The 24,376-nt window shown below is 47.8% G+C and carries 19 protein-coding genes; 11 read left to right on the top strand and 8 right to left on the bottom strand.

The window, feature by feature from the left end; all coding sequences use genetic code 11:
- Positions 1-137 precede the first annotated feature (137 nt).
- The 3 genes from upp (at position 138) to OSC7112_RS25935 (ending at position 1,950) form a co-directional block, all read left to right on the top strand.
- On the top strand, positions 138-788 hold the full coding sequence (gene upp / locus OSC7112_RS25945) for a uracil phosphoribosyltransferase (RefSeq protein WP_015178679.1): 651 nt from the start codon (positions 138-140) through the stop codon (positions 786-788).
- A 340-nt stretch (positions 789-1,128) separates the two neighbouring features.
- On the top strand, positions 1,129-1,596 hold the full coding sequence (locus OSC7112_RS25940) for a TMEM165/GDT1 family protein (RefSeq protein WP_015178678.1): 468 nt from the start codon (positions 1,129-1,131) through the stop codon (positions 1,594-1,596).
- 60 nt (positions 1,597-1,656) lie between these two features.
- Positions 1,657-1,950, top strand: coding sequence for a TMEM165/GDT1 family protein (locus tag OSC7112_RS25935; protein WP_015178677.1), 294 nt, complete (start codon positions 1,657-1,659; stop codon positions 1,948-1,950).
- Between the two features lie 526 nt (positions 1,951-2,476).
- Here the strand turns inward: OSC7112_RS25935 and OSC7112_RS25930 are convergent.
- On the bottom strand, positions 2,477-2,983 hold the full coding sequence (locus OSC7112_RS25930) for a DUF4149 domain-containing protein (RefSeq protein WP_015178676.1): 507 nt from the start codon (positions 2,981-2,983) through the stop codon (positions 2,477-2,479).
- A gap of 569 nt (positions 2,984-3,552) precedes the next feature.
- Here OSC7112_RS25930 and OSC7112_RS25925 point away from each other — a divergent pair.
- Both OSC7112_RS25925 and OSC7112_RS25920 read left to right on the top strand, forming a co-directional pair.
- A complete protein-coding gene (locus OSC7112_RS25925) occupies positions 3,553-4,803 on the top strand; it encodes an MFS transporter (RefSeq protein WP_015178675.1) in 1,251 nt (416 codons plus the stop codon).
- Between the two features lie 227 nt (positions 4,804-5,030).
- Positions 5,031-7,151, top strand: a complete 2,121-nt coding sequence (locus tag OSC7112_RS25920; RefSeq protein WP_015178674.1) for an iron uptake porin — start codon at positions 5,031-5,033, stop codon at positions 7,149-7,151.
- Positions 7,152-7,412: 261 nt separating this feature from the next.
- On the opposite strand, the gene hisIE is transcribed toward OSC7112_RS25920, so the two are convergent.
- Entirely contained in the window at positions 7,413-8,063 is a 651-nt protein-coding gene (gene hisIE / locus OSC7112_RS25915; protein ID WP_015178673.1) for a bifunctional phosphoribosyl-AMP cyclohydrolase/phosphoribosyl-ATP diphosphatase HisIE, read from the bottom strand.
- Between the two features lie 351 nt (positions 8,064-8,414).
- Between hisIE and hemL the strand changes: the two genes are divergently transcribed.
- Positions 8,415-9,713: a glutamate-1-semialdehyde 2,1-aminomutase gene (gene hemL, locus OSC7112_RS25910; RefSeq protein ID WP_015178672.1), complete on the top strand. Its 1,299-nt coding sequence runs from the start codon at positions 8,415-8,417 to the stop codon at positions 9,711-9,713.
- 313 nt (positions 9,714-10,026) lie between these two features.
- On the top strand, positions 10,027-10,680 hold the full coding sequence (locus tag OSC7112_RS25905) for a DcrB/PsbP domain-containing protein (protein WP_015178671.1): 654 nt from the start codon (positions 10,027-10,029) through the stop codon (positions 10,678-10,680).
- Between the two features lie 322 nt (positions 10,681-11,002).
- On the opposite strand, the gene OSC7112_RS25900 is transcribed toward OSC7112_RS25905, so the two are convergent.
- Positions 11,003-11,404, bottom strand: coding sequence for an ExbD/TolR family protein (locus OSC7112_RS25900; protein WP_015178670.1), 402 nt, complete (start codon positions 11,402-11,404; stop codon positions 11,003-11,005).
- On the bottom strand, positions 11,388-12,047 hold the full coding sequence (locus tag OSC7112_RS25895; protein ID WP_015178669.1) for a MotA/TolQ/ExbB proton channel family protein: 660 nt from the start codon (positions 12,045-12,047) through the stop codon (positions 11,388-11,390). The genes OSC7112_RS25900 and OSC7112_RS25895 overlap by 17 nt, the downstream gene beginning before the upstream one ends.
- A 46-nt stretch (positions 12,048-12,093) precedes the next feature.
- On the opposite strand from OSC7112_RS25895, the gene OSC7112_RS25890 reads away from it, so the two are divergent.
- The 4 genes from OSC7112_RS25890 (at position 12,094) to OSC7112_RS25875 (ending at position 17,962) form a co-directional block, all read left to right on the top strand.
- Complete coding sequence (locus tag OSC7112_RS25890; protein WP_041622744.1) at positions 12,094-12,318, top strand: hypothetical protein; 225 nt, start codon at positions 12,094-12,096, stop codon at positions 12,316-12,318.
- A gap of 489 nt (positions 12,319-12,807) precedes the next feature.
- Positions 12,808-14,331 (top strand): energy transducer TonB, encoded by a 1,524-nt coding sequence (locus tag OSC7112_RS36195; protein WP_071884004.1) that lies wholly within the window; start codon positions 12,808-12,810, stop codon positions 14,329-14,331.
- Positions 14,332-14,421: 90 nt separating this feature from the next.
- Entirely contained in the window at positions 14,422-15,507 is a 1,086-nt protein-coding gene (locus tag OSC7112_RS25880; protein ID WP_015178667.1) for an MORN repeat-containing protein, read from the top strand.
- A 415-nt stretch (positions 15,508-15,922) separates the two neighbouring features.
- Positions 15,923-17,962: an acylase gene (locus tag OSC7112_RS25875; protein WP_015178666.1), complete on the top strand. Its 2,040-nt coding sequence runs from the start codon at positions 15,923-15,925 to the stop codon at positions 17,960-17,962.
- Positions 17,963-18,117: 155 nt separating this feature from the next.
- On the opposite strand, the gene OSC7112_RS25870 is transcribed toward OSC7112_RS25875, so the two are convergent.
- The 4 genes from OSC7112_RS25870 to OSC7112_RS38630 form a co-directional block, all read right to left on the bottom strand.
- Complete coding sequence (locus tag OSC7112_RS25870) at positions 18,118-19,404, bottom strand: MFS transporter (RefSeq protein WP_015178665.1); 1,287 nt, start codon at positions 19,402-19,404, stop codon at positions 18,118-18,120.
- A 90-nt stretch (positions 19,405-19,494) separates the two neighbouring features.
- Complete coding sequence (locus OSC7112_RS25865) at positions 19,495-20,676, bottom strand: PepSY-associated TM helix domain-containing protein (protein ID WP_015178663.1); 1,182 nt, start codon at positions 20,674-20,676, stop codon at positions 19,495-19,497.
- A 343-nt stretch (positions 20,677-21,019) separates the two neighbouring features.
- A complete protein-coding gene (locus OSC7112_RS41955) occupies positions 21,020-23,791 on the bottom strand; it encodes a TonB-dependent receptor domain-containing protein (RefSeq protein ID WP_015178662.1) in 2,772 nt (923 codons plus the stop codon).
- Between the two features lie 41 nt (positions 23,792-23,832).
- A complete protein-coding gene (locus tag OSC7112_RS38630; protein ID WP_190274269.1) occupies positions 23,833-24,141 on the bottom strand; it encodes a hypothetical protein in 309 nt (102 codons plus the stop codon).
- Positions 24,142-24,376 lie beyond the last annotated feature (235 nt).

Here is a 24,376-nt window from a genome sequence, read left to right as displayed (position 1 = left end):
CCCTCAAGGATGTGATAAGTTGCACAGAGCGATCGATCGCCCGTTGGGGAAGCCCGCCCCTACGGGGGCTACGCCAACGAAGAAGATCGATCGCACCGCATAAAATCCTCAAACCTAGCAATCTCCCCAATTTCCTAATGTCCCTGCAACTGCGCGTTTACGTTCCTCCACATCCATTAATTAAACACTGGCTGGCTGTTGCCCGCGACGCTGCCACCCCATCGGTACTTTTTCGTTCTGCGATGACAGAATTGGGAAGGTGGCTGGCTTACGAGGCGATTCGAGAATGGCTGCCGACAGTGGAAACAACGGTGCAGACGCCTTTAGCAGAATGTCCGGCGACTTTTATCAACCCGGAAGCTCCGTTAGTTGTGGTACCGATTTTGCGGGCGGGTTTGGCACTGCTGGAAGGAATTCAGACGGTTGTACCGCTGGCTTCGGTTTACCACCTCGGCATGGCAAGAAATGAGGAGACGCTGGAACCGATTTGTTATTTGAACAAATTGCCGGCGCAGTTTAACCCGGAAACGCGGGTGATAATTAGCGAGCCGATGCTGGCGACGGGCGGGACGATTGTAGCGACTATGCAGGAATTGACTGCACGGGGAATTGACCCGAGCTTGATTCGGATTATCTCTGTGGTGGCTGCTCCTCCGGCTTTGAAGAGGCTGAGTGCAGAGTACCCGAGTTTGATGATTTACACGGCAACGATCGACGAAATAGTAAACGAACAGGGCTTTATTGTACCTGGTTTGGGAGATGCGGGCGATCGAACTTACGGCACATGAACAAGTCAGTCAGTCAATTTTAGATTTGAGATTTGAGATTTGAGATTTTAGATGGACTCGACAGATAAGTCAGGGGGCTTGTAGGCCTTTTTGGGGGCGGTGAGTGGTTCCAGGAACCAGTTGCTGAAATATCGGGGGAAAAAGATGACAATCAAGCATCCAGGATACAAGCCCCCGAATTTATCCGTGGGGTCAATCCTTCAATGCTTCAATTCTAAAATCTAAAATCTAAAATCTAAAATCTAAAATCGATTGACCCTGGTTTGGTAAAAGCAGGCACAGAGAAAGTTAGAATCAAAAGTACAATTCAAAAATAAATAGCGTTTAGCACTCATTGCCCGTGAAACTTGATTCTGTTCCGCCAAGCTTGTCTGCTTCTGACTCAGTAAACCTCAATTATGATTTGCCACAAGAGGTACCACTACAAATAAAAGAGGTTACTGAGATTTGTGCTGATTCAACCCCGGAGCCCGCTGAACTCTCAGTGACTGTAAATCCCGATATTTGTCAGGAACAAAAGAAACTGAAGCCAAAGCACTGGGCAATTTTTGCTTCGACTTTTGCAACTATTTTTTTAGCTGAAATTGGAGACAAAACTCAGCTCGCGATTTTGCTGATGACGGCTGAATCTCGAAATCCTTGGATGGTTTTTGCGGGTGCGGGTTCGGCTTTGATAGCCACCAGTTTGCTGGGGGTGTTGCTGGGAAGGTGGCTGGCTAGTCGGATTGCTCCGAGAACTTTGGAGAGAGCAGCCGGAGTGATTTTACTGGCGATTTCGGCGGTTCTGCTGTGGGAAGTGCTGGGTTAATTGTCTGCCTTGTCGGTGAGTCCTAGATTTCTACAATAGCTAACTAAGAACTAAAAAAACATGGACTGGCAACTTTTGGGAATCAGTTTTATTACAGTGTTTTTGTCAGAATTGGGAGACAAAAGTCAATTAGCTGCGATCGCCCTGGGCAGTAGTTGTAACTCGCCCCGGGCTGTATTTTTCGGTACGGCGTCGGCGCTGCTGCTGGCGAGTTTAATCGGCGTGGCGATCGGCTTGGGCACGGCAGAGGTGTTGCCGGAGAGGCTGGTAAAGGGACTCGCGGCGATCGGATTTGCGGTGATGGGTTTGCGCTTGCTGTGGCCAAAAGCAGATTTACCGGAAGCATCCGAGTAGGGCGTGCCGTCAGTCGAGTTTAGATTTTAGATTTTAGATTTTAGATTTTAGATTTTAGATTGACTCCACAGATGAATCTGGGAGTTTGAACAAGAGTCTAAAATTTTGATCTCTCCGCAACAGGAGTCGTTCGCAAGTATCCGTTTTTGGGCTGGTCAGGAAACTTGACAGTATAGTTATATCAAATCTGTTAGCATCGGAATTATTCAGATATCTCCGCTCTTTATCTGCGTAAATGGGCGTCAATCCATTGTCCGGGGCGGTTAGTACATTCTCTTTTTTTTACCGCTGATGAGGGCAGATAAACACAGATTAACGCAGATGAATTTGATCGATGATAACTGATTTGATTTTATTGGATAAATGTTTGATTGATAGGGAAACCGCAGATGCAACGCAGGTGCATTTCCAGCCTAGTTGACGATCGCCTTAAAATTTTAAAAAAAATTAGCGGGGGGCGTGAATTCACGCCCCCCGCGGCTGGTTGAGTTGTTTTTCTCCACTCAACATCTGAGCATTGTGTCGATTAAACTTGGTTTTGGTAGCACCAGCCCAGCAGCGTACCGGCGACAGCCAACTTCAGCGCTTCCAATCCAAAATAGCCTTGGTGCAGTAGATTCATGCCGGCGGGCACTTCTGCTGCGGAATCGAACAGATTTAGCTGCATTCCCAAGGCGCTCATTTGGGGTGTCAGGGCGTAGGTGTCCATCAGGGCGATCGCCAGAAGTACCAATGATAATAAGATTGCTGTGCGGCTGCGCTTGCCGAAGTCGCCGACTAAATTGCTCAAAACCATCAAACCCGTTGCCACCACGCCCGAACAGATTAACTCAACGCGGTTGAATCCCCAGAACATTAAATTTCCGGCCGTTGCAAACTCGGGTGATGTCGTCATCCCAGATACGTAAAGACTGGGCATAATGACTAGATCCAATATCAGGCTAACGCTGATCCAGAAAATTAGGGCCACCATGACAATTGCTTGCCAGCGCGGTTTGATTGATTCCACTCTTGATGTTGTAATAGCTGTCATATAATTAGACCCTCTAAAATTTTCTTCTGCCTTTTCTAGAGTTTAACTAACTTTTTTCTAAAATTCTGTTAAGTATTTTTAAATTAATGGTAACTTTTGTGTAACAGACGCTGAAGAATTGTTAAGCTCACTGATGTTTTTCCTCACCTCGGTTAAGTAAATACTAATCCGAAAAAAGTACGGAATAAATTAATAATTACTCACAGGACTTATGCACTGCTACCAAAGATATCTGTTTTTGACCGAGAATTTCAAAGGTGGTACCCGCCACGCGATCGATCCGTGGAATCAATCGAAAGCATCTCAAATCTAAAATCCTTGCATCCCCCGAATTTATCCGTGGGGTCGCCTCCAAAATCGAAAATCAAAAGTCAAAAATCGAATGAGCCTGATTAAACACAGTAAAGTATTTTTTATAAAAAACTAGGTTTCTGCGTCCAGAAATAACTTTTAATTTAACTACAGCGGTTCTCAAAAAAGCGAGGTATGCCTTATGCCCTATGTCCTGTGTCCTATGCCCTATGCCCTATGCCCGATAGTACATCATCTTTCTGAGAAAGGCTGTATATATGCCTAAATTTTCATTATCCTCTTGGTTGCCCCGTCTCCCCCCTCAAGTCTGGATTCTTGCCGCCGGCAGATTCCTCTCCCAAAGCGGCACTGGTTTTACTTTATTTTACGCGCCGATATTTTTTGTCGATGGCGTCGGTTTATCTGCTACTGCTGTTGGGATTGGTTTGGGTAGCGGTTCAGTTTCGGGAATATTCGGCAGAATTTTGGGCGGTTCTTTTTGCGATTCCAAATTTTGGGGCAGGCGCCGAACTTTACTGCTGGCGACAATAATAGCGGCGGCGGCTTCTTTTGTACTGGCGGCGACTAATGATTTCGCTGGCTTAATTGCGGGCAATTTACTGATGGGTTTGGGTGTGGGTTTGTATTGGCCTCCAACCGAGACGATGGTGGCGGATTTAACTGAGGGCGAACAGCGACAGGAGGCTTTTGCTTTGACGCGGCTTGCTGATAATTTGGGTTTGCAAGTTGGGATTATTTTGGGCGGTTTGTTGATTGCTGTAACGGGGAATTATCGATCGCTCTTTATTATTGATGGTATCTCGTTTTTAGTGCTGTTTGCGGTGGTGGCGATCGCGATCGCCGAAACCTACAAACCTGTTAATTCAGCGGATAGAGGTCAAAAAAATCGGGAAAATGGTTGGATGGTGGCGCTGAGCGATCGAAGTCTTCTAGTTTATGCTTTAGTAAATACCCTGTTCACATTATATATTTCCCAAATCCAAACCACAATGCCGCTGTACTTTAGCAAGTTTGTCGCGGTGGGGGCGGGAAAAGGCTTTTCAACAGGTACAATTACGGTTTTGTTTGCTTTTAGCACGTTTTTAACTGTGGCTTTGCAACTGCCGGTGGTTAAAGCTTTGAGGCCGTTTTCCCACTCGAAAGCTTTGATGATTTCGGCGCTGCTGTGGGGAATGGGATTTATCGCGATCGGCTTGACGGGAATGGCTGCCACTGGCAATCTATTTTTAGCTGTTTTAGGCTTGAGCTTTTTGTCGGTGGCGACTGTTGCTTATACGCCTTTTGCTTCTGCTTTGGTGGTGGATTTAGCGCCGGAGTCTTTGCGGGGCGTGTATTTGGCCGTTAGTTCTCAGTGTTGGGCGATCGGCTATTTAATCGGGCCGCCGCTAGGCGGTTGGGCTTTGGATAGAGGTAAATGGGCGGCGGATAATTTTTGGTTGGGTTTGGCTCTGAGTGTGATTGCGGCTGTGGTTATTTTGCAAAAGCTCGATCGAATGTTAAAAAAATAGTTGCTAAAATACAACTTTTGTGATATTATAACTCTCCCGATACATAAATAAATAACTCGCAAAAAATGCCTAGCAGTCTTAAGCTCTGATAGCAGGCGGTTGTTTTACTTATTTTATTAGACCCATAAAAAATATTAACTCAAAACTTTGTGGTTGGCGATACCAAATAGCTTTACAATTCCTAGAAGCTAATAGCAATTTTACTATCAAATTTGTGAGGAGTTCTAGTGAAAGCACATCTACTATTTAGTGCTGGCGCAGTAGGTTTAGTGTACATACTTGCCGGTTCTTTACCATTGGCAGCGATGCCTCCCGCCGAAAAAAAAATATTAGGTAGTGAAGAGTTAAAAGAGTCAGAGGCTAAAATTAGCCTGAATACAACTGTTGAAAATCACGTCAAAGCCCCTGAAACATCCGAGTTAAAATTTGTTGAGGGGCTGCAAGTTGACAACACCGTCTCAACAACCAATCAACTCGCCAATCTCCCCCAAGAAACTGCCAACCTGAATCTGCCCGAAACAGCAGCATTAACCGCAGAAAATCCCGGGGAAAACTCATTAAACTTAGCCGAAAAACCAGCAAACCCAGCCCCAGCCGTCACAGAACAAGTATCTGTTGCCCCTACCCAAAACTCGCAGACACCAGCAGAAGTCACAGAAAAAACATCTGTCATTCCCGCCCCTAACCCTGCACCAGTAATTGCCCAAACAGAAACTTCTACTTCTGAAAAGTTAGCTGAAATCGAAAACAGCGCTTCCTTAGAACCCGCAGCAACCAACAGCCAAACTTCTGAATCCAGCGAACTACAACAAGTAACATCTGTATCTCAACTCTCCGACGTGCGCCCGACGGACTGGGCATTTCAAGCCCTGCAATCTCTAGTAGAAAGATACGGCTGCATAGCAGGATATCCAGACGGCACATTCCGAGGCAATCGGGCCATGACTCGCTACGAATTTGCCGCCGGTTTAAACGCTTGCTTGGATAAAGTTACTGAGCTAATTAAATCAGGTACAACCAACTTAGCAACCAAGGAAGACTTAGCCGCATTGCAAAGATTGCAAGAAGAATTTGCAGCAGAATTAGCCACTGTGCGGGGTCGAGTCGATGCTTTAGAAGCTCGTACTTCCGAACTAGAAGCCAATCAATTTTCGACAACAACTAAACTCAGCGGCGAAGCAATTTTTAGCGTTGCCGACACTACCAAAAACAATCGCCGGGAGACTGAAACAGCCTTAAACTACCGACTGCGCTTGAATCTGCTGACCAGTTTTACAGGCAAAGATACGCTGATAACTGGCTTGCAAGCTTACAACATTCGCAGCTTCGGGCCTAATTTAGGTTTGTCAACAGGGGCATTTAGCGGTTTGTCCGACAGTCAAGCAAAACTGAGTTTTGAACCGCAATTTCCCGGAATTAATCCTCAGACTCTATCTAGCATTGATGCGAATGCTGTTGAACTTTACAAGCTGCTTTACGTCTTTCCCGTTTCTAACAGCATCACTTTATTTGCCGGTCCGAAAGCCGAAACTTCCGACGCTTTTCAAGCAATTACTCCCTTTGCTGGAGAAGGGCAAGAAGCCGTCTCTAGATTTGCAGCTTACAACCCTGTAGTTCGCGTATCCGGTGGCACTTCTGGCAGCGGTTTGGCATCGGCAGGCGGGTTTATTTGGAACATTTCCAAAAAGGTCAATCTGACAGCTTTGTACGGCAGTGTAAATGCTGCTTTGCCAAACGATTTAGGCTTTCCTGCTACGCCTTTAGGAGCGGGTGCATTTGATGGTAGTACCGTGGCGGCAGCGCAGTTAACTATTAAACCTACCAGCAGTATCGACATAGGTTTAAATTACGCTCACAGTCGTCACAAATTGAATATTCTGGCTACAGGATTAAGTGATGCCGATTTGGGTTCTATTTTGGGAAGAGATAGAGAACCTGTTAGCGGTGGCGTGAGGATAAATTCGTTTGGCGGTACTGCAACTTGGCGGCTTTCTCCGAAATTAGCTGTTTCTACCTATGGAGGTTGGATAATTGCTGATGCTGAAAGAAGCAATGCTTCTACAACTTTCAACAGTTGGATGGTAGGTTTGCATTTCCGAGATTTGTTCGCCCAGGGCAATAATGCAGGTATTCTGTTTGGACAGCCACTCGATCGCGATTCAGTAAGTGGCGGTGCTCGCTTTCAGCAAAACAAAGCAACTCCTTACCATTTAGAAGCTTATTACCGTTTCAAAGTCAACGATAATATCAGCATTACACCCGGAGCTTTTGTGCTGTTCAATCCTGAAGGAACTAAGGATAATGACACAGTAGGGGTGGGAGTCCTGCGGACAACTTTTACTTTCTAAGGAAAGTCACGATACTATTATCTGTTTGTAGTAAGGACTTCAGTCCTTCATCTGTTTGTAGTAAGGACTTCAGTCCTTTTTCATAAATTTAGGCAACTAAGGACTAAAGTCCTTACTACAAAAGACATCTCCCAAAAAGATAGTCAAGAACAGGTAGTCAAGAACAGGCAAGATGCCTGTTCCACAATAATTATGGGAGAGATTTAAAGAGCCTGGTAACGCCGAATTCCCGATTCCCAATTACCAATTACCAATTTTTGATTATTTTCGCCGATCGCCCAATTTGCGATAGACTTCTCTCAAATCAACTTGATGGTGAGCTAAAGCAACCAAAGCGTGATAAAATAAATCCGCAACTTCCCCAGCAATTCCATCTTTGTCGTCATCTTTGCAAGCCATCACAACTTCCGCCGACTCTTCGCCAATTTTCTTGAGAATCTTGTTGTCGCCGCCCTCGAACAACTTGCAAGTATAAGAACTTTCGTTAGGATGGTCGCGCCGATCGCAAATTACCTCAAATAATTGAGATAACATATCTCCAGGCGGCGGTACAATTTCTCCGTCAACTTGGTGAAAACAACTTCTTTCTCCGGTGTGACAAGCAATATCTCCGACTTGTTCGACTGTTACCAACAAAGCATCGCTATCGCAGTCGTAACGCAGCCCTTTGACATTTTGAACGTGTCCCGAAGTCGCGCCTTTAGGCCACAATTCCGAACGAGAACGACTCCAAAACCAAGTTTGGCCGGTTTCCAGGGTTTTTTGCAGCGACTCCCGGCTCATCCATGCCATCATCAACACCGTACCGTCCAAATAATCTTGGACGATCGCAGGCACTAAACCGCGATCGTCGTAACGAATCTTTTCAATTGGGATCGATCGGCTCAAACTCGATAAATCAGTAGTAGACATAATTTTATTTCAACTTGGTAATATAGATTAACGCTTTCCTGTCGGAGATTGTTTTTTTATTAACCGCAGAGAACGCAGAGGAGGCAGAGGAAGAGAGAAGATTGAGCAAGTGATGGCTAAATTGTCAAGAACTATTTTACAAAAAATTACATTTTAGGGCGATTCCCTACGGGATAGCTTCGCTTCACGGTGCTAGTGCTACAAACCCTAAAAAACCCAAGCTAGTATTGCTACTCATTGGTTTGTACCCTAAAATCTACTAGAATAGTTTCCTTGAATCGACCTAACCTTTATGTTGAACTGGCTATAAAATTATTCTACCAACAACAGACCTTCACTAAGGAGAAAACATTGGTTTCCACAACCTTGAAAACGACCAAATCAGAAGAAATTTTCGCAGCAGCCCAGAAGTTGATGCCAGGTGGCGTCAGTTCCCCCGTGCGCGCCTTCAAATCCGTAGGCGGACAGCCCATCGTCTTTGACAGGGTAAAAGGAGCCTACATTTGGGATGTTGACGAAAACCAATACATTGACTATGTAGGCACTTGGGGCCCAGCCATCTGCGGCCACGCCCACCCGGAAGTCATCAAAGCCTTGCACGAATCTTTAGAAAAAGGTACGAGTTTCGGCGCACCATCGCTGTTGGAAAACGTACTCGCCGAAATGGTCATCGATGCCGTTCCCAGCATCGAAATGGTGCGATTTGTCAACTCCGGCACCGAAGCCTGCATGGCCGTTTTGCGGCTGATGCGAGCTTTCACCGGACGCGATAAAGTGATTAAATTTGAAGGCTGCTATCACGGGCACGCCGATATGTTCTTGGTAAAAGCCGGTTCCGGCGTCGCAACTCTGGGCCTTCCCGACTCTCCGGGCGTCCCGAAATCCGTTACCGCCAACACCCTCAACGCTCCCTACAATGACTTAGAAGCAGTCAAAGCTTTATTTGCCGAAAATCCCGGCGAGATAGCAGGCGTAATTCTCGAACCAGTGGTGGGGAATGCCGGTTTTATTACCCCGGATGCAGGTTTTCTCGAAGGTTTGCGGGAAATTACTAAAGATAACGGTGCTTTGTTAGTTTTTGATGAAGTAATGACCGGTTTCCGCATCGCCTACGGCGGAGCTCAGGAAAGATTCGGTGTCACCCCAGATTTGACTACTTTGGGTAAAGTTATCGGTGGCGGTTTGCCGGTGGGAGCTTACGGGGGAAGGCGGGATATTATGGGGATGGTGGCTCCTGCTGGGCCGATGTATCAAGCGGGTACGCTTTCGGGAAATCCTTTGGCGATGACTGCTGGGATTAAGACTTTGGAATTGCTGCAAAAACCCGGCACTTACGAACAGTTGGATAAGATTACCAAAAAACTGTCTGACGGATTGCTAAAAATTGCTAAGGAAGCCGGACACGCGGTTTGGGGCGGGCAAATTAGCGGGATGTTTGGCTTGTTTTTTGCGGCTGGCCCGGTTCACAATTACGAGGATGCGAAGAAGTCGGATTTGACGAAGTTCAGCCGCTTTCACCGGGGAATGTTGGAGCACGGAATTTATCTTGCTCCTTCGCAGTTTGAGGCGGGATTTACTTCTTTGGCTCATACTGAGGAAGATGTCGATCGAACTTTGGCTGCCGCGCGTGAAGTGATGGCAAGTATTTAACGTGAGTTTTAAGGACTGTAGTCTTTAAAACTGAGGAATAAATAATTAAAGTCCTTGCTGTTTTTTGGCAGTAAGGACTTTAATTTTTAACGGCTACCCAATCCGGGTTAAAAACCTCTCGGTCGAGGCTTATGCAGGGGACTAGAAACCTAACCTGATTTCTACGAGATTTGGCGACGAGTCACGAGAAATATACGATAGGAATAAACCAGGTTTCTGAGGTATTGTTTTTTTGCGCTCACCTGCCTGTACCAAGTTGCGTTCAGACGTACAATCATGAGTGATACCAAGTTGGGGTATAAACCGTAATTCCATGAATAAGAAAAACTTTTTGCTGGCACTCTGTCTGTTGCTACCAAGCCTAGTCATAGGCTGCAAGCAGCCAGAAACCTCTCAACAACAGGCATCAAGTCCGTTGGTCGCCACACAAACCACCACCATCCCAGGTTGGAAAAAATTTGAGGGACGCGGTGCACAATTGCAGTTACCGGAGAGTTATAGCGGCGGAGATCTCAGCCAAAATCTGGACGTGGTGGTTCAAAAGCTGGAATCTTTGGGGCCCTACTATCAGCAGATAGCTCAGTATCTCAAACAGAATCCATCCGCATTCGTCATCTGGGCTTTTGACTCGAAGGCTGGTAAACCCGGTTTTCTGAGTAATGTCGCTATTGCTAGAGAGTCAGTTGGATCTACAGTGACAATAGAGACATACTTGGATATGATTACCAAACAATTACCCAGCGAATTTCGTGTCGTGGAGCAGAAGAAGGTGTCGCTTGACCGCTATCAGGCAGGTCAGATCGTGACAGAAGCCACAATTTCGGGTGTAACTGCCAAACAGATAATGTACACGATTAAGCAAGGGAGCAATATGTGGATTGTTGCATTCTCTACCAGTTCTGATGAATTTGAACAGCGCAGGCCCACGTTTGAACAAAGTATTAACACGTTTTCAGTGAGCGATTAGCTCGACTTTTTTTCCAGCGAACATTGTATGCCTGTTGTATAAGCTGATACTAAGCAATAAAGACAACAGGAACGAAAAAAAAGGTAGTGCTGCATAGTCAATAAAACTTGTTATAATTTAATTATTTAATCTGCCTTAAATTTTAGCTTGTGAAATGTCCCGGTGTGAGTATAAGACCCATTTATCAAATAAAGTCCTGAATAATACAGACTGTTCGGGACTTTATTTTAATAAGGCTTACAGGCTTTTTTAGTAAATCTGCACGGGGTAATTTCAGCTTAATCGTGTGGGGAAATTTAAAATTAGTAATTATAGGATAACTCTACTTTGCGGTAGCAATCCCTAACTTAGCTCCCTTAATTCGGCGCAATCGATCCATAACTTCCACCACATTTCCGTGATTGACGCTTTTATCCGCATTCAGCACAATTAATGAGCTCGGATTTGACCCCATTACCTGTCGCACTGTACTCTCAATCTGCTCTAAGTTGACTAACTTTTTATCAACCATTAATTTTCCCCGAGCATCAATGGTGACGGTAATTTTAGCAGGCGAGTCCTGAACTTGAGAAGTTGATGCTTTCGGTAAATTTACGGGTAGACCCTCGGATTTGGATAAAGACAGAGAGGAAACAATTAAAAACGTCAATATGGCAAAGACCACATCAATCATTGGCACGATGTTAATCTGGGGAATACTATCAGGTTCATCGGGTAGGCGCATAGTTAGATTCTCTTGGTAGTTTTTCGTAGCGGTGACGGTACAATAACTCTAGCTGGCCGGAGGCTTCCTGAATAAAAGCTATCTGCTGTAAATAAAACCCGCGAAACATATTGGCAAATAAGAGCGTAAAGATTGCCACAACTAACCCTATTGCCGTAGAAACGAGGGCTTCGCTAATCCCAGAAGTAACGCCTGCGGAATTGGTGCCTGTGGCATCCCCCAGTTTGAGGGAAGCAAAGGTAGTAATTAACCCCAAAACTGTTCCGAGCAACCCAAATAGTGGGGAAAGGCTGATAATGGTGTCAAGTATTGTATTGAATCGCTTCAGGATGGGGATTTCTGCCTGAGCGCCACTCTCTAGGGCCAAACGAAATTCTTCGATGTTGGGCGAGTCTAATTCTAAAGCTTCTAAAAAAATCCGGGCTAGGGGCAAATCGCCGTTTACTTGTAACTTTTTGATGGCGGAATCGGGGTTTTGACTGTATAGCTGTAGCACTTCCCGCACGACTCGCCGCTGCCGCCGATTTACTCTAAACCAAAAGGCAAGACGCTCTATGATCAGCGCGACTGCTGCGATTGACGAGGCAAATAGCGGCCAAGCAACAATGCCTGCGGCGCGAAAAATGTAAATGAAAGCATCCATTGATTTGTACTCTCGCTAGCTCTGTTGAACGATCGCAAGCTGCCTAATGGTGCAATTAGCCCGAAGGTTGGTAGAGTTTCTGCGTCAAGTCGGCACAAGTGATTCAGGCTGCGAATTGTTTCAATCAAGCGCGATCGCGATCGCACAAACGCACTACCTGTATGTGACTATCTTCGTCTGTACCCAAAATGCTCCTAGTGCGATCCCGATCGAGATCGCGACAGATTGTTCTGCCAGTGCTTCTTTGCTAAATATTTGCGTTAGGACTTGACAATAATCTTCAATAATTTAAAAGATTCTCAACTAGATTTTCACAAACTTCAGGGTTTGTCAAGTCATGAGCCACACTTTTAGATAAAAATAACCTATGTATTTAAAACAAATACTTTAGTTTTAATTATTAATAGATTTTTATGAAAAGCTTGAGAATCTGGAAATTTGTTGGTAAATTAAGGGCTAGAGTATTGCAGTTAAGTCATTTTGGAACCTTGCCCTGCCAGAATCAGAACATTGACAGCGCCCATAAGAGCAAGGTAGACGCCCCCAAAGGAAAGGCTGATTGGTAGAGTCTACTCGCTATATCAAAATTAAATAATGAAAATTAATTGCAAGAGTCTTGAACAGGGTGACAGTCTTCTTATAGGATGGGTAGGTTCATCATTGATAGCAAGCTCAACCGGCAGTTGGTCGCTTGTTTCGGGTTATGTGGGGGAGCCAGCGAGGACGTTGCCAACCCATCCATAAAGGAGATTCATAAGGCATGAGTTTTTCAAATATTTCGGCGACGCAAAGACAACAACAAGAAGAAGCTCTCAAAAAAGTTCTGGCGATCAGTCTGTTAGCCTCAACCTTACTGCACGGTGTCGCGCTGCCGTTGAGCCTCAAGTTCGTCAAACCTGCTGAATTTGCAGAGGATGCAATTGAAATTGTTGTGCTTGATGAGCCCAAAGTAGAGGAAATCCAGCCAGAGCCGGCGATTCCAGAACAGGTATCTCCCCCGCCTGAGACGTTCAAACCAGAACCGCCACCAGAGCCAACCCCCCCAGAGGAGCCACCGGTAGCGGCAACGCCCCCGCCGATTCCAGAGGAGCCACCGATAGCGGCAACGCCCCCGCCGATTCCAGAGGAGCCACCGGTAGCGGTAACGCCACCGCCGATTCCAGAGGAGCCACCGATAGCGGCAACGCCACCGCCGATTCCAGAGGAGCCACCGATAGCGGCAACGCCACTACCAGAGATTAAGAAAGAGTCGCCCTTAACGGAAACTTCGCCACCAACTCCTGTGGAGCCTTCCCCCGCACCCAAACAGGATTTCAATTCCCCAGAAACTCCTAAAACCCCGATCGCCAAGGAACCCGAAACCCCCTCGCCCGATCCTCCAAAAAGCGAACCACCCGTTATCCCCTCTCGCCCCAAGGGTGCTGGAAGTTCCGCAGACTTTACAAAAGATGCTGGAAATCCCAACTCCTCCGACAGCCCTGAAAAAAATAACCCGCTCTCGTCATCTGCTTCGGCGGGTAGCGGGGAGCCTTCCTCAGAGCCATTAAATCCTTCTTCCGGGCCCCTGCAGCGATCGCCCGGGGCTGGCTCGCCAGTCACAGCTACTAGGCCAGGAGGCGGCGGCAATTCTGGAAATGCGATCGGGGATCTCACAAACCCCTCCTCCTCTGATAGCCCCGGAGGAAGCGCGTCGAACTCACCATCCGGTGCCAGCAAAAATGGCGACATACCTTCTGATGAGCCATTTGCGGCTGGTTCGGGGCGATCGCCCCGAAGGCCTGCGGCTGGCTCACCAGTCACCGCCACCAGGCCAGGAGGTGGCGGAAATTCTGGAAATGCGATCGCAGATGCAGGAAACCTCGCCTCCTCTGGTAGCCCGGTTGGAAGTGCGTCGAACTCATCACCCGGTGGGGGTGGAAATGGTGGCGGAGGTTCGTCACAGCCATTTGGCAGCGGTTCCGGGCCAGTGCCAAAACCGACAAATCCAGGAAGAGGGGGGAGTCCTTCGCGCCCTCCGGGCGCGCCTTTGGCCACTTGCATTAGTGGCTGCGGTAAACCTGAATATCCGAGCGCAGCCAGAGAAGAAGGGCGCCAAGGCCAAGTGGAACTCATTTGTGACATTGACCCCAACGGTAAGACATCCAACATCAAGATATTGACTCCTAGCAAATACAACGACTTGAATCGCGCAGCGATGAAACAAGTACAAGAAAGGAAATATGCCCCATCAGAGAGTGGCATTCCAGGAGAAAGAATAGTCATTATCTTCCGGCTCACTGACTAGGGATTTTTTTGAAACTCTAGCAATTTGGCTGGGAATTCTATAGCACCGTCCAAGGAATAGCAAAGTTAAAAGTTGAATTTTTTGTGAATTATGAATTTGGGAATGTCGTCAGCAATATTAAGTAAACTTCAGCGAGTTGGACTCGTTCTATTACTTGGTTCCAACTTGGGAATTGCTTTGTTGTTTGCCAACCCTCACAGCGCAATGGCAGGAGTAATTACTTTACCCGATGGCGGACGTTGCGAGGGAGAATTGAGTGAGGGAAAACTCAGCGGCCCCGGTAGCTGTCAATATGCCAACGGCGATCGCTACGAAGGCCAATTTCTCAACGGCCAACCTCACGGTCAAGGCATCTATACCTTTAAAGAAGAAGGTCGATACCAAGGAGAATTTGCATCGGGTGAATTCAACGGTCAAGGTGTCCGCGAATTTGCCAACGGCAACCGCTACGAAGGAAGTTTTAAAAACGGTGAGTTCGACGGTACAGGAACTTTTACCTCAACTAACGGCATTCGTTACGAAGGCTCTTTTACCAATGGTTCTCCCAGCGGTCGCGGGGCTTTTACCTTCAGTAACGGCACTCGTTGCGAAGGAGATATTAAAGAAGGAAAAGTTAACGGCAAAGGCGTCTGTCAATATGCTAATAAGAACCGCTACGAAGGAGAGTTGCTGAATAATGTGCCTCACGGGCAGGGAATTTATACCTTTGCTGAAGGAGGCCGTTATGAGGGGCAATTTAGTGAAGGGCAATTTCACGGTAAAGGGGTTCGCGAATATCCGAACGGCAACCGCTATGAAGGAGAGTTTGTCAAGGGCAACACTCAAGGTCAGGGGTTGTTTACGTTTAAAGAAGGGGGACGTTATCAAGGGTCGTTTGACAATGGAGAATTTAGTGGTGAAGGTGTCCGTGAGTTCGCCAATGGAAATAGCTATAAAGGCACTTTTGTCAAGGGTAAAATGAGCGGGAAAGGAGTTTACATTTTTAAGAATGGCGATCGCTGCGAAGGCGAATTTAGCGAGGGTCAGTTCAACGGCAAAGGTACTTGCATTTACGCCAATGGCGATCGCTATCAAGGTGAATTCCTCAACGGGCAAAAACACGGGCAAGGTTCTTATCTATATGCAGATGGAACCAAGGTAGAGGGAAATTGGCAACAGGGGCAGCTCCAAAAATAACCTTATAACCTATCTCCCCCTACTTGTTTACCCCCCCTCCTCACCAATGACATAATGTGCTTTACAGGCGACACAGCGGCGTTTTATAGCCTTTTAAATTTGGTGAGCGTAGCGGAGGGCTTTTAATTTCACATCCGATTTATATAGAGTGTTTTTTCGGATTTTCGGGAGTTCTTGAAGAGGTATTATTTTTTTAACCGCAGATGGACGCAGATGGACGCAGATAGGTTAGCTTTTTGGGCATCGGATTTGGTAGAATTTTCTCTCTTGTTCTTCCTAAAATGGCTTTAAATCCTTGACGTTTTGTTCGTGCAGCTTGTTGAAAAGGTGGCAATGTCTCAGTTTAACCCTAGCAAATTAATTTTCAGTGTTTATACAACTAAAAAAAACAGGCAGGCGGATTGTCTCCTTATTAATGAGTTTTATTTTAGTTTTGCTCCTCAATAATTCGATTCAAGCCGCGCCTCAAACTGGCACTCAAATTCTTTGGGATACCTATGGAATTCCACATATTTACGGAGAAAATAGTAAAAGCCTTTTCTACGCTTTCGGGTGGGCGCAGATGCAAAGTCACGGTAATCTGATTTTGCGTCTTTACGGGCAAGCTCGCGGGCAAGCTGCCGAATTTTGGGGCGAAGATTATCTGGAATCCGATCGCTGGGTGCAAACTATGGGAATTCCTAATCGCGCCAATGCGTGGTATGAATCACAAAATCCCATTTTTCGCAACTATCTCGATGCTTTTGTTGGCGGAATGAATGCCTATGCGAAAGAACACCCAGAGGCACTCACCGCAGAATTAAAGGTAGCATTGCCTCTCAAACCGGTAGATGTATTGGCACACGCGCAGCGCGTCATCAATTTTACTTTTGTAGTCGATCCAGAGCGCGTTGAAAATCTCGCTGAAAATGACACCCCCAAAGGCTCTAACGGTTGGGCGATCGCTCCTTCCCGTTCTGAAAGCGGCAATGCCATGCTATTGGCAAATCCTCACCTTCCTTGGTCGGATTTATATTTATGGTACGAAGCGCAACTGATTGCCCCAGAAATTAACGCTTACGGAGCGACTCTCGTCGGATTTCCTGTATTAACGATCGCCTTTAATGACAACTTGGGATGGACTCATACTGTCAACACTCACGATGGCTGGGATGCCTACGAATTGCCCCTCGCTAACGATGGCTATCGCTTCGATGGCGAAGTCCGAAGTTTTGACAGGGAAGAGAAGGTTTTAAAAGTCAAAGAAAAGAATGGGAATTTGCGATCGGAATCTCTAGTCGTGCGGCGTTCTGTTCACGGGCCGATTCTCACAGAAAAACAGGGCAAAGCGATCGCCCTGCGCGTTGTCGGACTCGATAAACCAGCAGCCCTTCAGCAGTGGTGGGATATGGCACGCTCCAAGAATTTTTCTGAATTTGAAGCCGCTTTAAAGCGCTTGGAAATTCCCATGTTTACCGTCATGTATGCCGATCGCGAGGGGCATATCATGCACTTGTTCAACGGTCAAGTCCCCATACGCAAAAACGGAGATTTTAAATACTGGTCGGGCACGATCGCAGGCAATACGTCAGAGACTTTGTGGAGCAAAAATCATCCCTATGCGGATTTGCCGCGCGTTGTCGATCCGCCCAGCGGTTGGTTGCAAAATACCAACGATCCGCCTTGGACGACGACGTTTCCCAGCGCGATCGCACCGGATAATTATCCCGCCTACATGGCACCGCGCGGCCCGATGGATTTGCGATCGCAGCGATCGGCAAAAATGCTGTTAGAAGATGAAAAAATCTCTTTCGATGAATTGATGCAATACAAACATTCCACTCAGGTAGAACTCGCAGATCGCCTCCTCGACGATCTAATTCCCGCCGCACGGCAAGGCAGTGCTCAAGCGCGCCGCGCTGCGGAAGTTCTCGCCACTTGGGATCGGAAAGTCGATGCTGACAGTCGCGGTGCGGTGCTGTTTGCCTTTTGGAAACAAGCGATGGATGCCGATCGGTTATTCGCTAAACCTTGGAGCGAAGATGCGCCGCTAACGACGCCAGACGGGCTGGCAAATCCTGCTGAGGCGGTGCGGGTGCTGGAAGCGACAGCAAGCAAAGTTGAGGCGACTTATGGCGCGTTAGATGTCGCGTGGGGCGAAGTCTTCCGATTGCCTGGGGAGGCGAATCTGCCTGCAAATGGGGCTGACGGTGCTTTGGGTGTATTTCGCTCAGTCTGGTTCGCTCCACGGAAAGACGATCGCTTTCAAGCGGTTGCGGGCGATTCTTTTGTCGCCGCGATCGAGTTCTCCAATCCGGTGAAAGCGATGGCGCTAAACAGTTACGGCAACGCCACTCAACCCGGTTCGCCCCACGCCGGCGATCGGTGGCAGCTCTTTGCTCGCAAAGAATTGCGCCCTGTATGGCGATCGCGATCGGAAATTGAAGCTCACCTGAGTTCGCGCCAGAAACTCTAGGAGAAGACAGAAGGCAGAATTTAAAAGACTTCTCTGCGCCGTTTCCCCTTGATATCAAATCCGGTAGCATCCGAATTATTCCTCTCTGTATTCTCTCCCTCTGCGTTCTCTGCGCCCTCTGCGGTTAAATCATTCCGATGCAACCGGAAACGATATTATCCATCGCGCAGCAGCCGGCAAGCATACCCACCGACTGCAACGAGCAATAAGCCCAGCGAGGAGATAGCGTATAACAAAGCCATGCCAGCACCGGCACCTGTCCCGATAATTGGGCCAAAAATAGCTGCTAAAAAACCTCCCGGTTGCATGGCGGGTTCAAAAACGCGATCGGCAAGTGGCCCTGCGATCGACAAACCGATCGCTGAGGCCAATTGCACGATAACTGCTCTGGTAGCAAAAACGCGCCCCTGTACCTCTGGTGGGACTTTCGCCAGCCAGATAGCCTCGTGGGAACTGCCGAGGATGGGGAAATTGAAAGACGAACAAAATTGAGCGGGAATCCAGATGGAAAGCGCCTGACTGAAAGCAAAGACTATTTTGCTCAAGCCCGCGCCTGCCATGCCGAGCACAAAGCCCCGGATTCGGCGTTTGGGGCCGCCCCAAATACTGACGGTCGATGCTCCTAAAACGCCGCCGGCGCCGGCTGCTGAAAGGATAGTACCTAGGATTCTGGCATTGTTGCCGGTGCGTGCCAGTATCATTGGTGAGTAGAGGGCCGCGCCGATGTCGTGAGCAAACCAGAATAGCGAAACCGACACCAGCAAGGCAAGCAGGCTGGGACGATCGACGATGTAGCGGAATCCAAAGCTGAGTTCTTGCAACAGGTGGGGGCGAGTCGGCTGGGGATTGGAGGCGATATTGCTCCGCAACGCTGGCGCGATCGCGGGCTGGGGTATTTTGACAGATACTAGGGTGGCGATCGCGATTGTAAAAGTTGCCAGGTCGATCGTAAAAATCCCCCTCAACCCGATCGCAGAATAGAGAATCCCCGCCAGCGTCGGAGCAATAATACTCGCACCGTAACTTGCCAGAAAACTTAAACTGCTAGCGCGGCTGTAATGCTTTTCTGGCATCATTGTGGCGATCGCTGCTGAGTAAGCTAACTGCTGAATTTGGTCAAAAATTCCGTTAACCGCACCCGCTACATATATATGCCATATTTGCAGGTTTTGGCTGATATAAAGTAATAGGATAGCGAGCGTTAACAGAGCTGAAACCGCATCGCCGATCGCCATCAAAAATTTTCGATTCCAGCGATCGACGAGAATGCCAGCAACCGGAGCGAGCAAGATGCGCGGCAATTGAATAAAAAGCATCAACAAAGCCAAAGCCGTCGCTTGACTGGTGGACTCCCAAATCCAAATAGTCAGCGCAAACGCGGACATAGCGCTGCCAATCATCGAAGCAGTTTGTCCCACCCATAGTTGAATAAATTTTTGCATTAAATAAGCGATTGAGAGGATTTAAAATTCAAAGGATAGGGGTGTTTAGTCAGGAGAATCACAGCCACATCAAACCGCACGCCGCTCTCATTAAAACCAAGGCCATTGCTGGCTAAGGGGAGATAATTCTTCATATTGCTGTCTCGCCTCCTTGCGGTAAAATTTCGCCAAATGCCGCTGCCGCCACATCATTACGCCCGTAATAAACAGTACGATCGCTGCTAATCCTGCGATCGCGTGTACCAGCCGCAAGTAAATTCCGCCATAGCTGCCAATATGCAGCGGATAAAGCGAGTTGAGAATTCGATTTGCTACAGAAGCTGAATTTACACTGTCAGCCTGCAATATTTCGCCACTGTATTGGTCGAGATAAATAGTGCTAATCCCGTTTGGGTGCGGGTCATTTGGAAATTTTTTCCGTACCTTAAAAGTTGCTTCAGGCGTCAAAGGCAGAGAAATAAAAGTGGTTTTAGCTTCCGGCCAAACGGTATTAACTTGGTGTAAGATTTCGTCAAGGTTTTGCCTCGAACTGCTAGATTGGGGATGAGAAGTCAATGCTGGCTGTGGCTTTTCATTCGTCAGCCAATACAGAGCCGATTCAACCGGCGCGTAAAAAATCATCCCTGTCCCTGTAGCGGAGATGAGTATGAGAAAAGCGACCGATACAATGCCAGAAACGTTATGTAAATCAAATACAGTCCGCTGCCAGTGAGCTTTCCAATTAATAGAAAACCCCCTAGCAAAATTGCGCCATCCCGTCCACAATACCAAGCCAGTAAAAGTCAGTCCTAGCATTGCTATACCGCAAATACCTACAACAAAATGACCTAATTCTCCTCCAGCTAAGTCCGCGTGTAACGTCAAAACAAAACCTGTAAAAGTTTCTTTTTCAAGGCGCGCACCCGTAATTGATCCGCTGTAAGGATTGACATAAACGCTAACTATTTCCTCACTCTTTGACCGCATCCAAACTTGGCAAACTTCCTTCGCCGATCGCGGCAGCAAGATACTAAGAGCTTGATTTTGCGGATAAGCTTTTTCGACAATTTGCAGGACATTTTCCAGCGGTATCCGTTCGGTTTGAGGAATTACTTGCAGGAGTTGGGGATTGAAGAACCGCTCTATTTCGGGACCGAAAACCAGCAAGCTGCCCGTTAAAGCAATTGCTGCTAGAAATATTCCTACCACCAACCCCAAGTACAAGTGCAGTTTGAATGCGAGTTTGCGGAAATTCATCTCTAGATTTTTCTCAAAGCCGTTAACTGTTCTCATTCAAGTCCGTTAGTGGGCCCGCGAGTCCGTCAGGGGTTGAAACCCCTGTCTAATAGCTAAAGTCCTCTCAAGAGGACTAATGATACTAAATCCGGGTTACTCACCCCCTTTTTGAACTGGCGAGCTAATTTTTCCCCCTCTCCCCCTCTCCAGCAATAAAGGGGTTTTTAACCCGGATTTGGTATGAGTCCTTCAGTCCTCGGAAGCGAGGACTTTAGCTTTGAGGCAGGGGTTTAAACCCCTGCCGGACTGTCGGTTTGACGTTAAATTGACACCAATGGGTTCTTGGAGTGTCCCTACGGGGGATATTGAATCTACCTCATAAACCTGCAATCTGCTGTAATTACCAGTTAAGGCGGTAATTAACACTGAGAGTCAAACCTCTCCCTGCATAATTAGAACTGTCCACGCCAAATCCAGCTAAGTATTGCGACAGCACGGGAAAATATTGATTATTCAATAAATTTTCAACTTTGACTTGTAGCAGCCCTTTTCCCAGTTGAATTGTGCTGATGTAATCCAATGTTAGATAGCTGCTAATTGGGCCGCCATCCGAGCCGTCTTTGAATGCCCGATCGCGATTTCCCGAATATAATAGCTGTAACCGATTGTTCCATCCCTGTAAAGTTTCGTTTTGGAGATAAGCTGTTAGCTTGAGCGGTGGAATTCTGCTGCTATCGAGGGCGAGGGAACGGCCATTGTCGTCGTCATATTCGCCTTGAATATAAGTAGCAGTCCCGCCGATCGCCCATGTTCGTCCAGGTTGCCAATCCACAGTCCCTTCTAAGCCGTAAATGCGTTCTGGGGCGCGCTTTAGTTCCAGGCGACCTGTGTTGCCAACTGGTTGAAAATTCACTCCGAGATCCGAGGTATTGTAAAAAGCGGCAAGCGACATTTGCACGGATGGCCACCCTCCTCGAATGCCAATTTCGTAGCTGTTGACTTTTTGCGGTTGAGTTACTTCTAACGAAGATTCAATTCCCACAAAATCGTCGGGGGGTTGGCGGAGAATGCGGCCGAAATCTGGAACTGAGAAACCTTGAGAAAAGTTGCCAAATACGTTGAAGGTGTCATTAATTTTATAGACAGCCCCTGTATTAAATAGGGTGGCGTTAAATTTGCGATCGCCTCCTTCGATCTGGCGATCGTTAAAAGTGGTATAATCATTGACTTTTAACCCGGCGCGTTCGTGACGTATTCCGCCACTTAGAATCACGATATCGTCAATATTCCATTCCAATTGACCGAAAAAGCCAAGGCTGTTGTAAGTGTAAGGAGGGACGAAAGGACGCTCGGAAATTTTCCGGTAAACCCTGCCGCCACTTGCGTCAACTCTCTCTGGGTCGTACAGGTCGAAACGCTGTCTGCTATCTTCAGTAACATAGTCAGAACCCCAAGTTAATCGAAGATTTTCGGCACGGGATAAAGGAGTGGTTATCGCCAGTCTACCTCCTATCTGTTCGTTTTCGGCTCGCGAACGAGCAACGCCGACAAACGGGCCAAAAAACTCGGACGTGCGGTAATCTGAAGGAACGCCTGAATTAGAATTCGTTCGATAGTAAATTTGACTTTGAAGGCTGCTGCCAAAAAGGTTTTGGTTGGTGTAACTGAGGTTGAGCTGTGTACTTCTATTTCCCGGTGTTTCCCCGTCAATATCCAACTCTCCGGTGCGGATGGCGCGGGCTTTTTGCCGTCCTTCCCGATCGTCAACACTAAAGTCTGGAATCACATTGGGATCTTGGGTTTCCCGATAGTGATTGACAGTTAGTTGCAGCCGCTGTTCGGTATCCAAATCTACCCCGACTTTGCCCATGATGTTGAAGAGGGTGCTGCTATCTCCGCCGAGTTCAAAAAAGGGAATGCGCGAGCCTTGGGCATCGTAAAAAGCTCCACTTCTAGAGAGCGAGACAGTGCCCGTCAGATCGACATTGCCCGATCGGCCAGAAACCGTCTGCTGAGCGTTAAAGCTTAGAGCATCATCCGTGTTTGTTAAACCGCTACTGACGCCCACTTCAGTAACAGCACTTAGCCTTTCCTCAGTTGGCCGACGAGTAATAATATTAACCACGCCACCTGTAGCCTGAGCGCCGTAGATTGCTGTAGACCCCCGCACTACTTCAATGCGTTCGATCGCGCTGGGATCGATGTTTCTAAATTCTCTGCCAAACGATTGAAGATTGGTCGTTTGCGGCACGCCGTCAATCAGAACGGAAACATCCCTACCCCGCAAAGTTTGTCCGTAAGTGGCCGTACTTTGAGTCGGGGGCGCGAAACCGGGAACCTGATTTGCCAGAGCTTCCCCGATATTTCTCGATTGCCCTACCTGCTGCTGAAGTTCTTCGGAGTCTACCACCGTTATAGAGCGCGGCACGTTGGTCACTCTTTCTGCGGTTCGCGTTGCAGTGACGACGATTTCAATCGGGTCTCTCCCCGCCTGTGGCGTCCCAGGTGGCTGCACTGTCGGCGGCAAGGGTTCTCCGGGTGTCCCAGGTGGCTGCGCTGTGGGCGGCAAGGGTTCTCCGGGTGTCCCAGGTGGCTGCGCTGTGGGCGGTAAAGGTTCTCCGGGTGTCCCAGGTGGCTGCACTGTCGGCGGCAAAGGTTCTGCAGGTATCTCTACCGGCTGCCCTGTCTGTGGGAAGGGTGCTGCAGGTGCCCCCGGCCGCTGTGTTGTAGGAGCAGGTGCAGACGGGCGAGCCGTCATCTCCGAGGTGGGTTTTAAACTGAGAATCAGACCCGCAGCATTAGGAATCACCCGTGCCACTGGTTGACCCCTCTCGCCAATCACTTTGATTCGGATGCTGTTGTTATCTAAACGAGTAACGGTGACAGAAGCAATTCCGGCAGCAGGCTTGTCTTGACGAAACTCATTTCCCCCCGGTAGTCGCAGTTGAGCGGTGATGACATCAACTTGTAAAGTTTCGCCAAAGCTGCCACTGAAGATTTGCAGGGGTCTTCCATCTTCAGTGTCTAGGATGATTTCGATGCCTTCTGACGTGGGGTTGAGGCGAACGCCCGTCACCTGCGCGATGTTGGAAGCGCACGCCGGCCCAGCGACTAACGCCGACACGACTCCTGCCAGCCCAAGGCTGCTTAGTAATTTCTGCGATCTGTTCATTACTCTTGAATCAACAATTAATGGAACTTCGGATATGTGGTTTACGTTGCTTGCACAACAAAATGTGTGAGTGAGAGCGTTGCTGCTCTTCTCTGGCTCCTAAATCTGGCTCCTAAAACTGACCTGCGGAAGATGTAGCAACCGCCTTGGCGGCGCCGGACGAGATCGATTGCTGAAATGCTTGCTCTGATTGCCTCTGCCTCGCAGCCTCGACCTATACGACCCAGTTGTCGGGCGCAGTTCGATGCGATTCTCCCGTCGCTAGTGGCATTTGTCTGGGAATACAGCAGGCGCGTGAGGGCGAACTCCTCAGTCCGGTGGCGCTCTGGACGATCGACCACGGTTGGCACTTTCCTCGCTTAAAGGAAGTAGTCGCTGGGGGCTTAATGAGAAAGTGCCTTAATTAGATAACAGAGCACTTGCATCTGTCAAGAGTTAACTAATGAAAAATTATTGCATTTTAAGATAGGGGGTCTGACCCCTCTATCTAGTTGGGTACGACTTGCCTATTATGGTTGCTTGTCAGGGATAGACAAACGACCGCCTAAAATGCTATGGCAAGAGTTAGAAAAAATTGTCATATAG

Source organism: Oscillatoria nigro-viridis PCC 7112, assembly GCF_000317475.1.
Classification (GTDB): Bacteria; Cyanobacteriota; Cyanobacteriia; order Cyanobacteriales; family Microcoleaceae; genus Microcoleus; species Microcoleus nigroviridis.
This window is presented reverse-complemented; position numbering and strand designations above follow the sequence as displayed.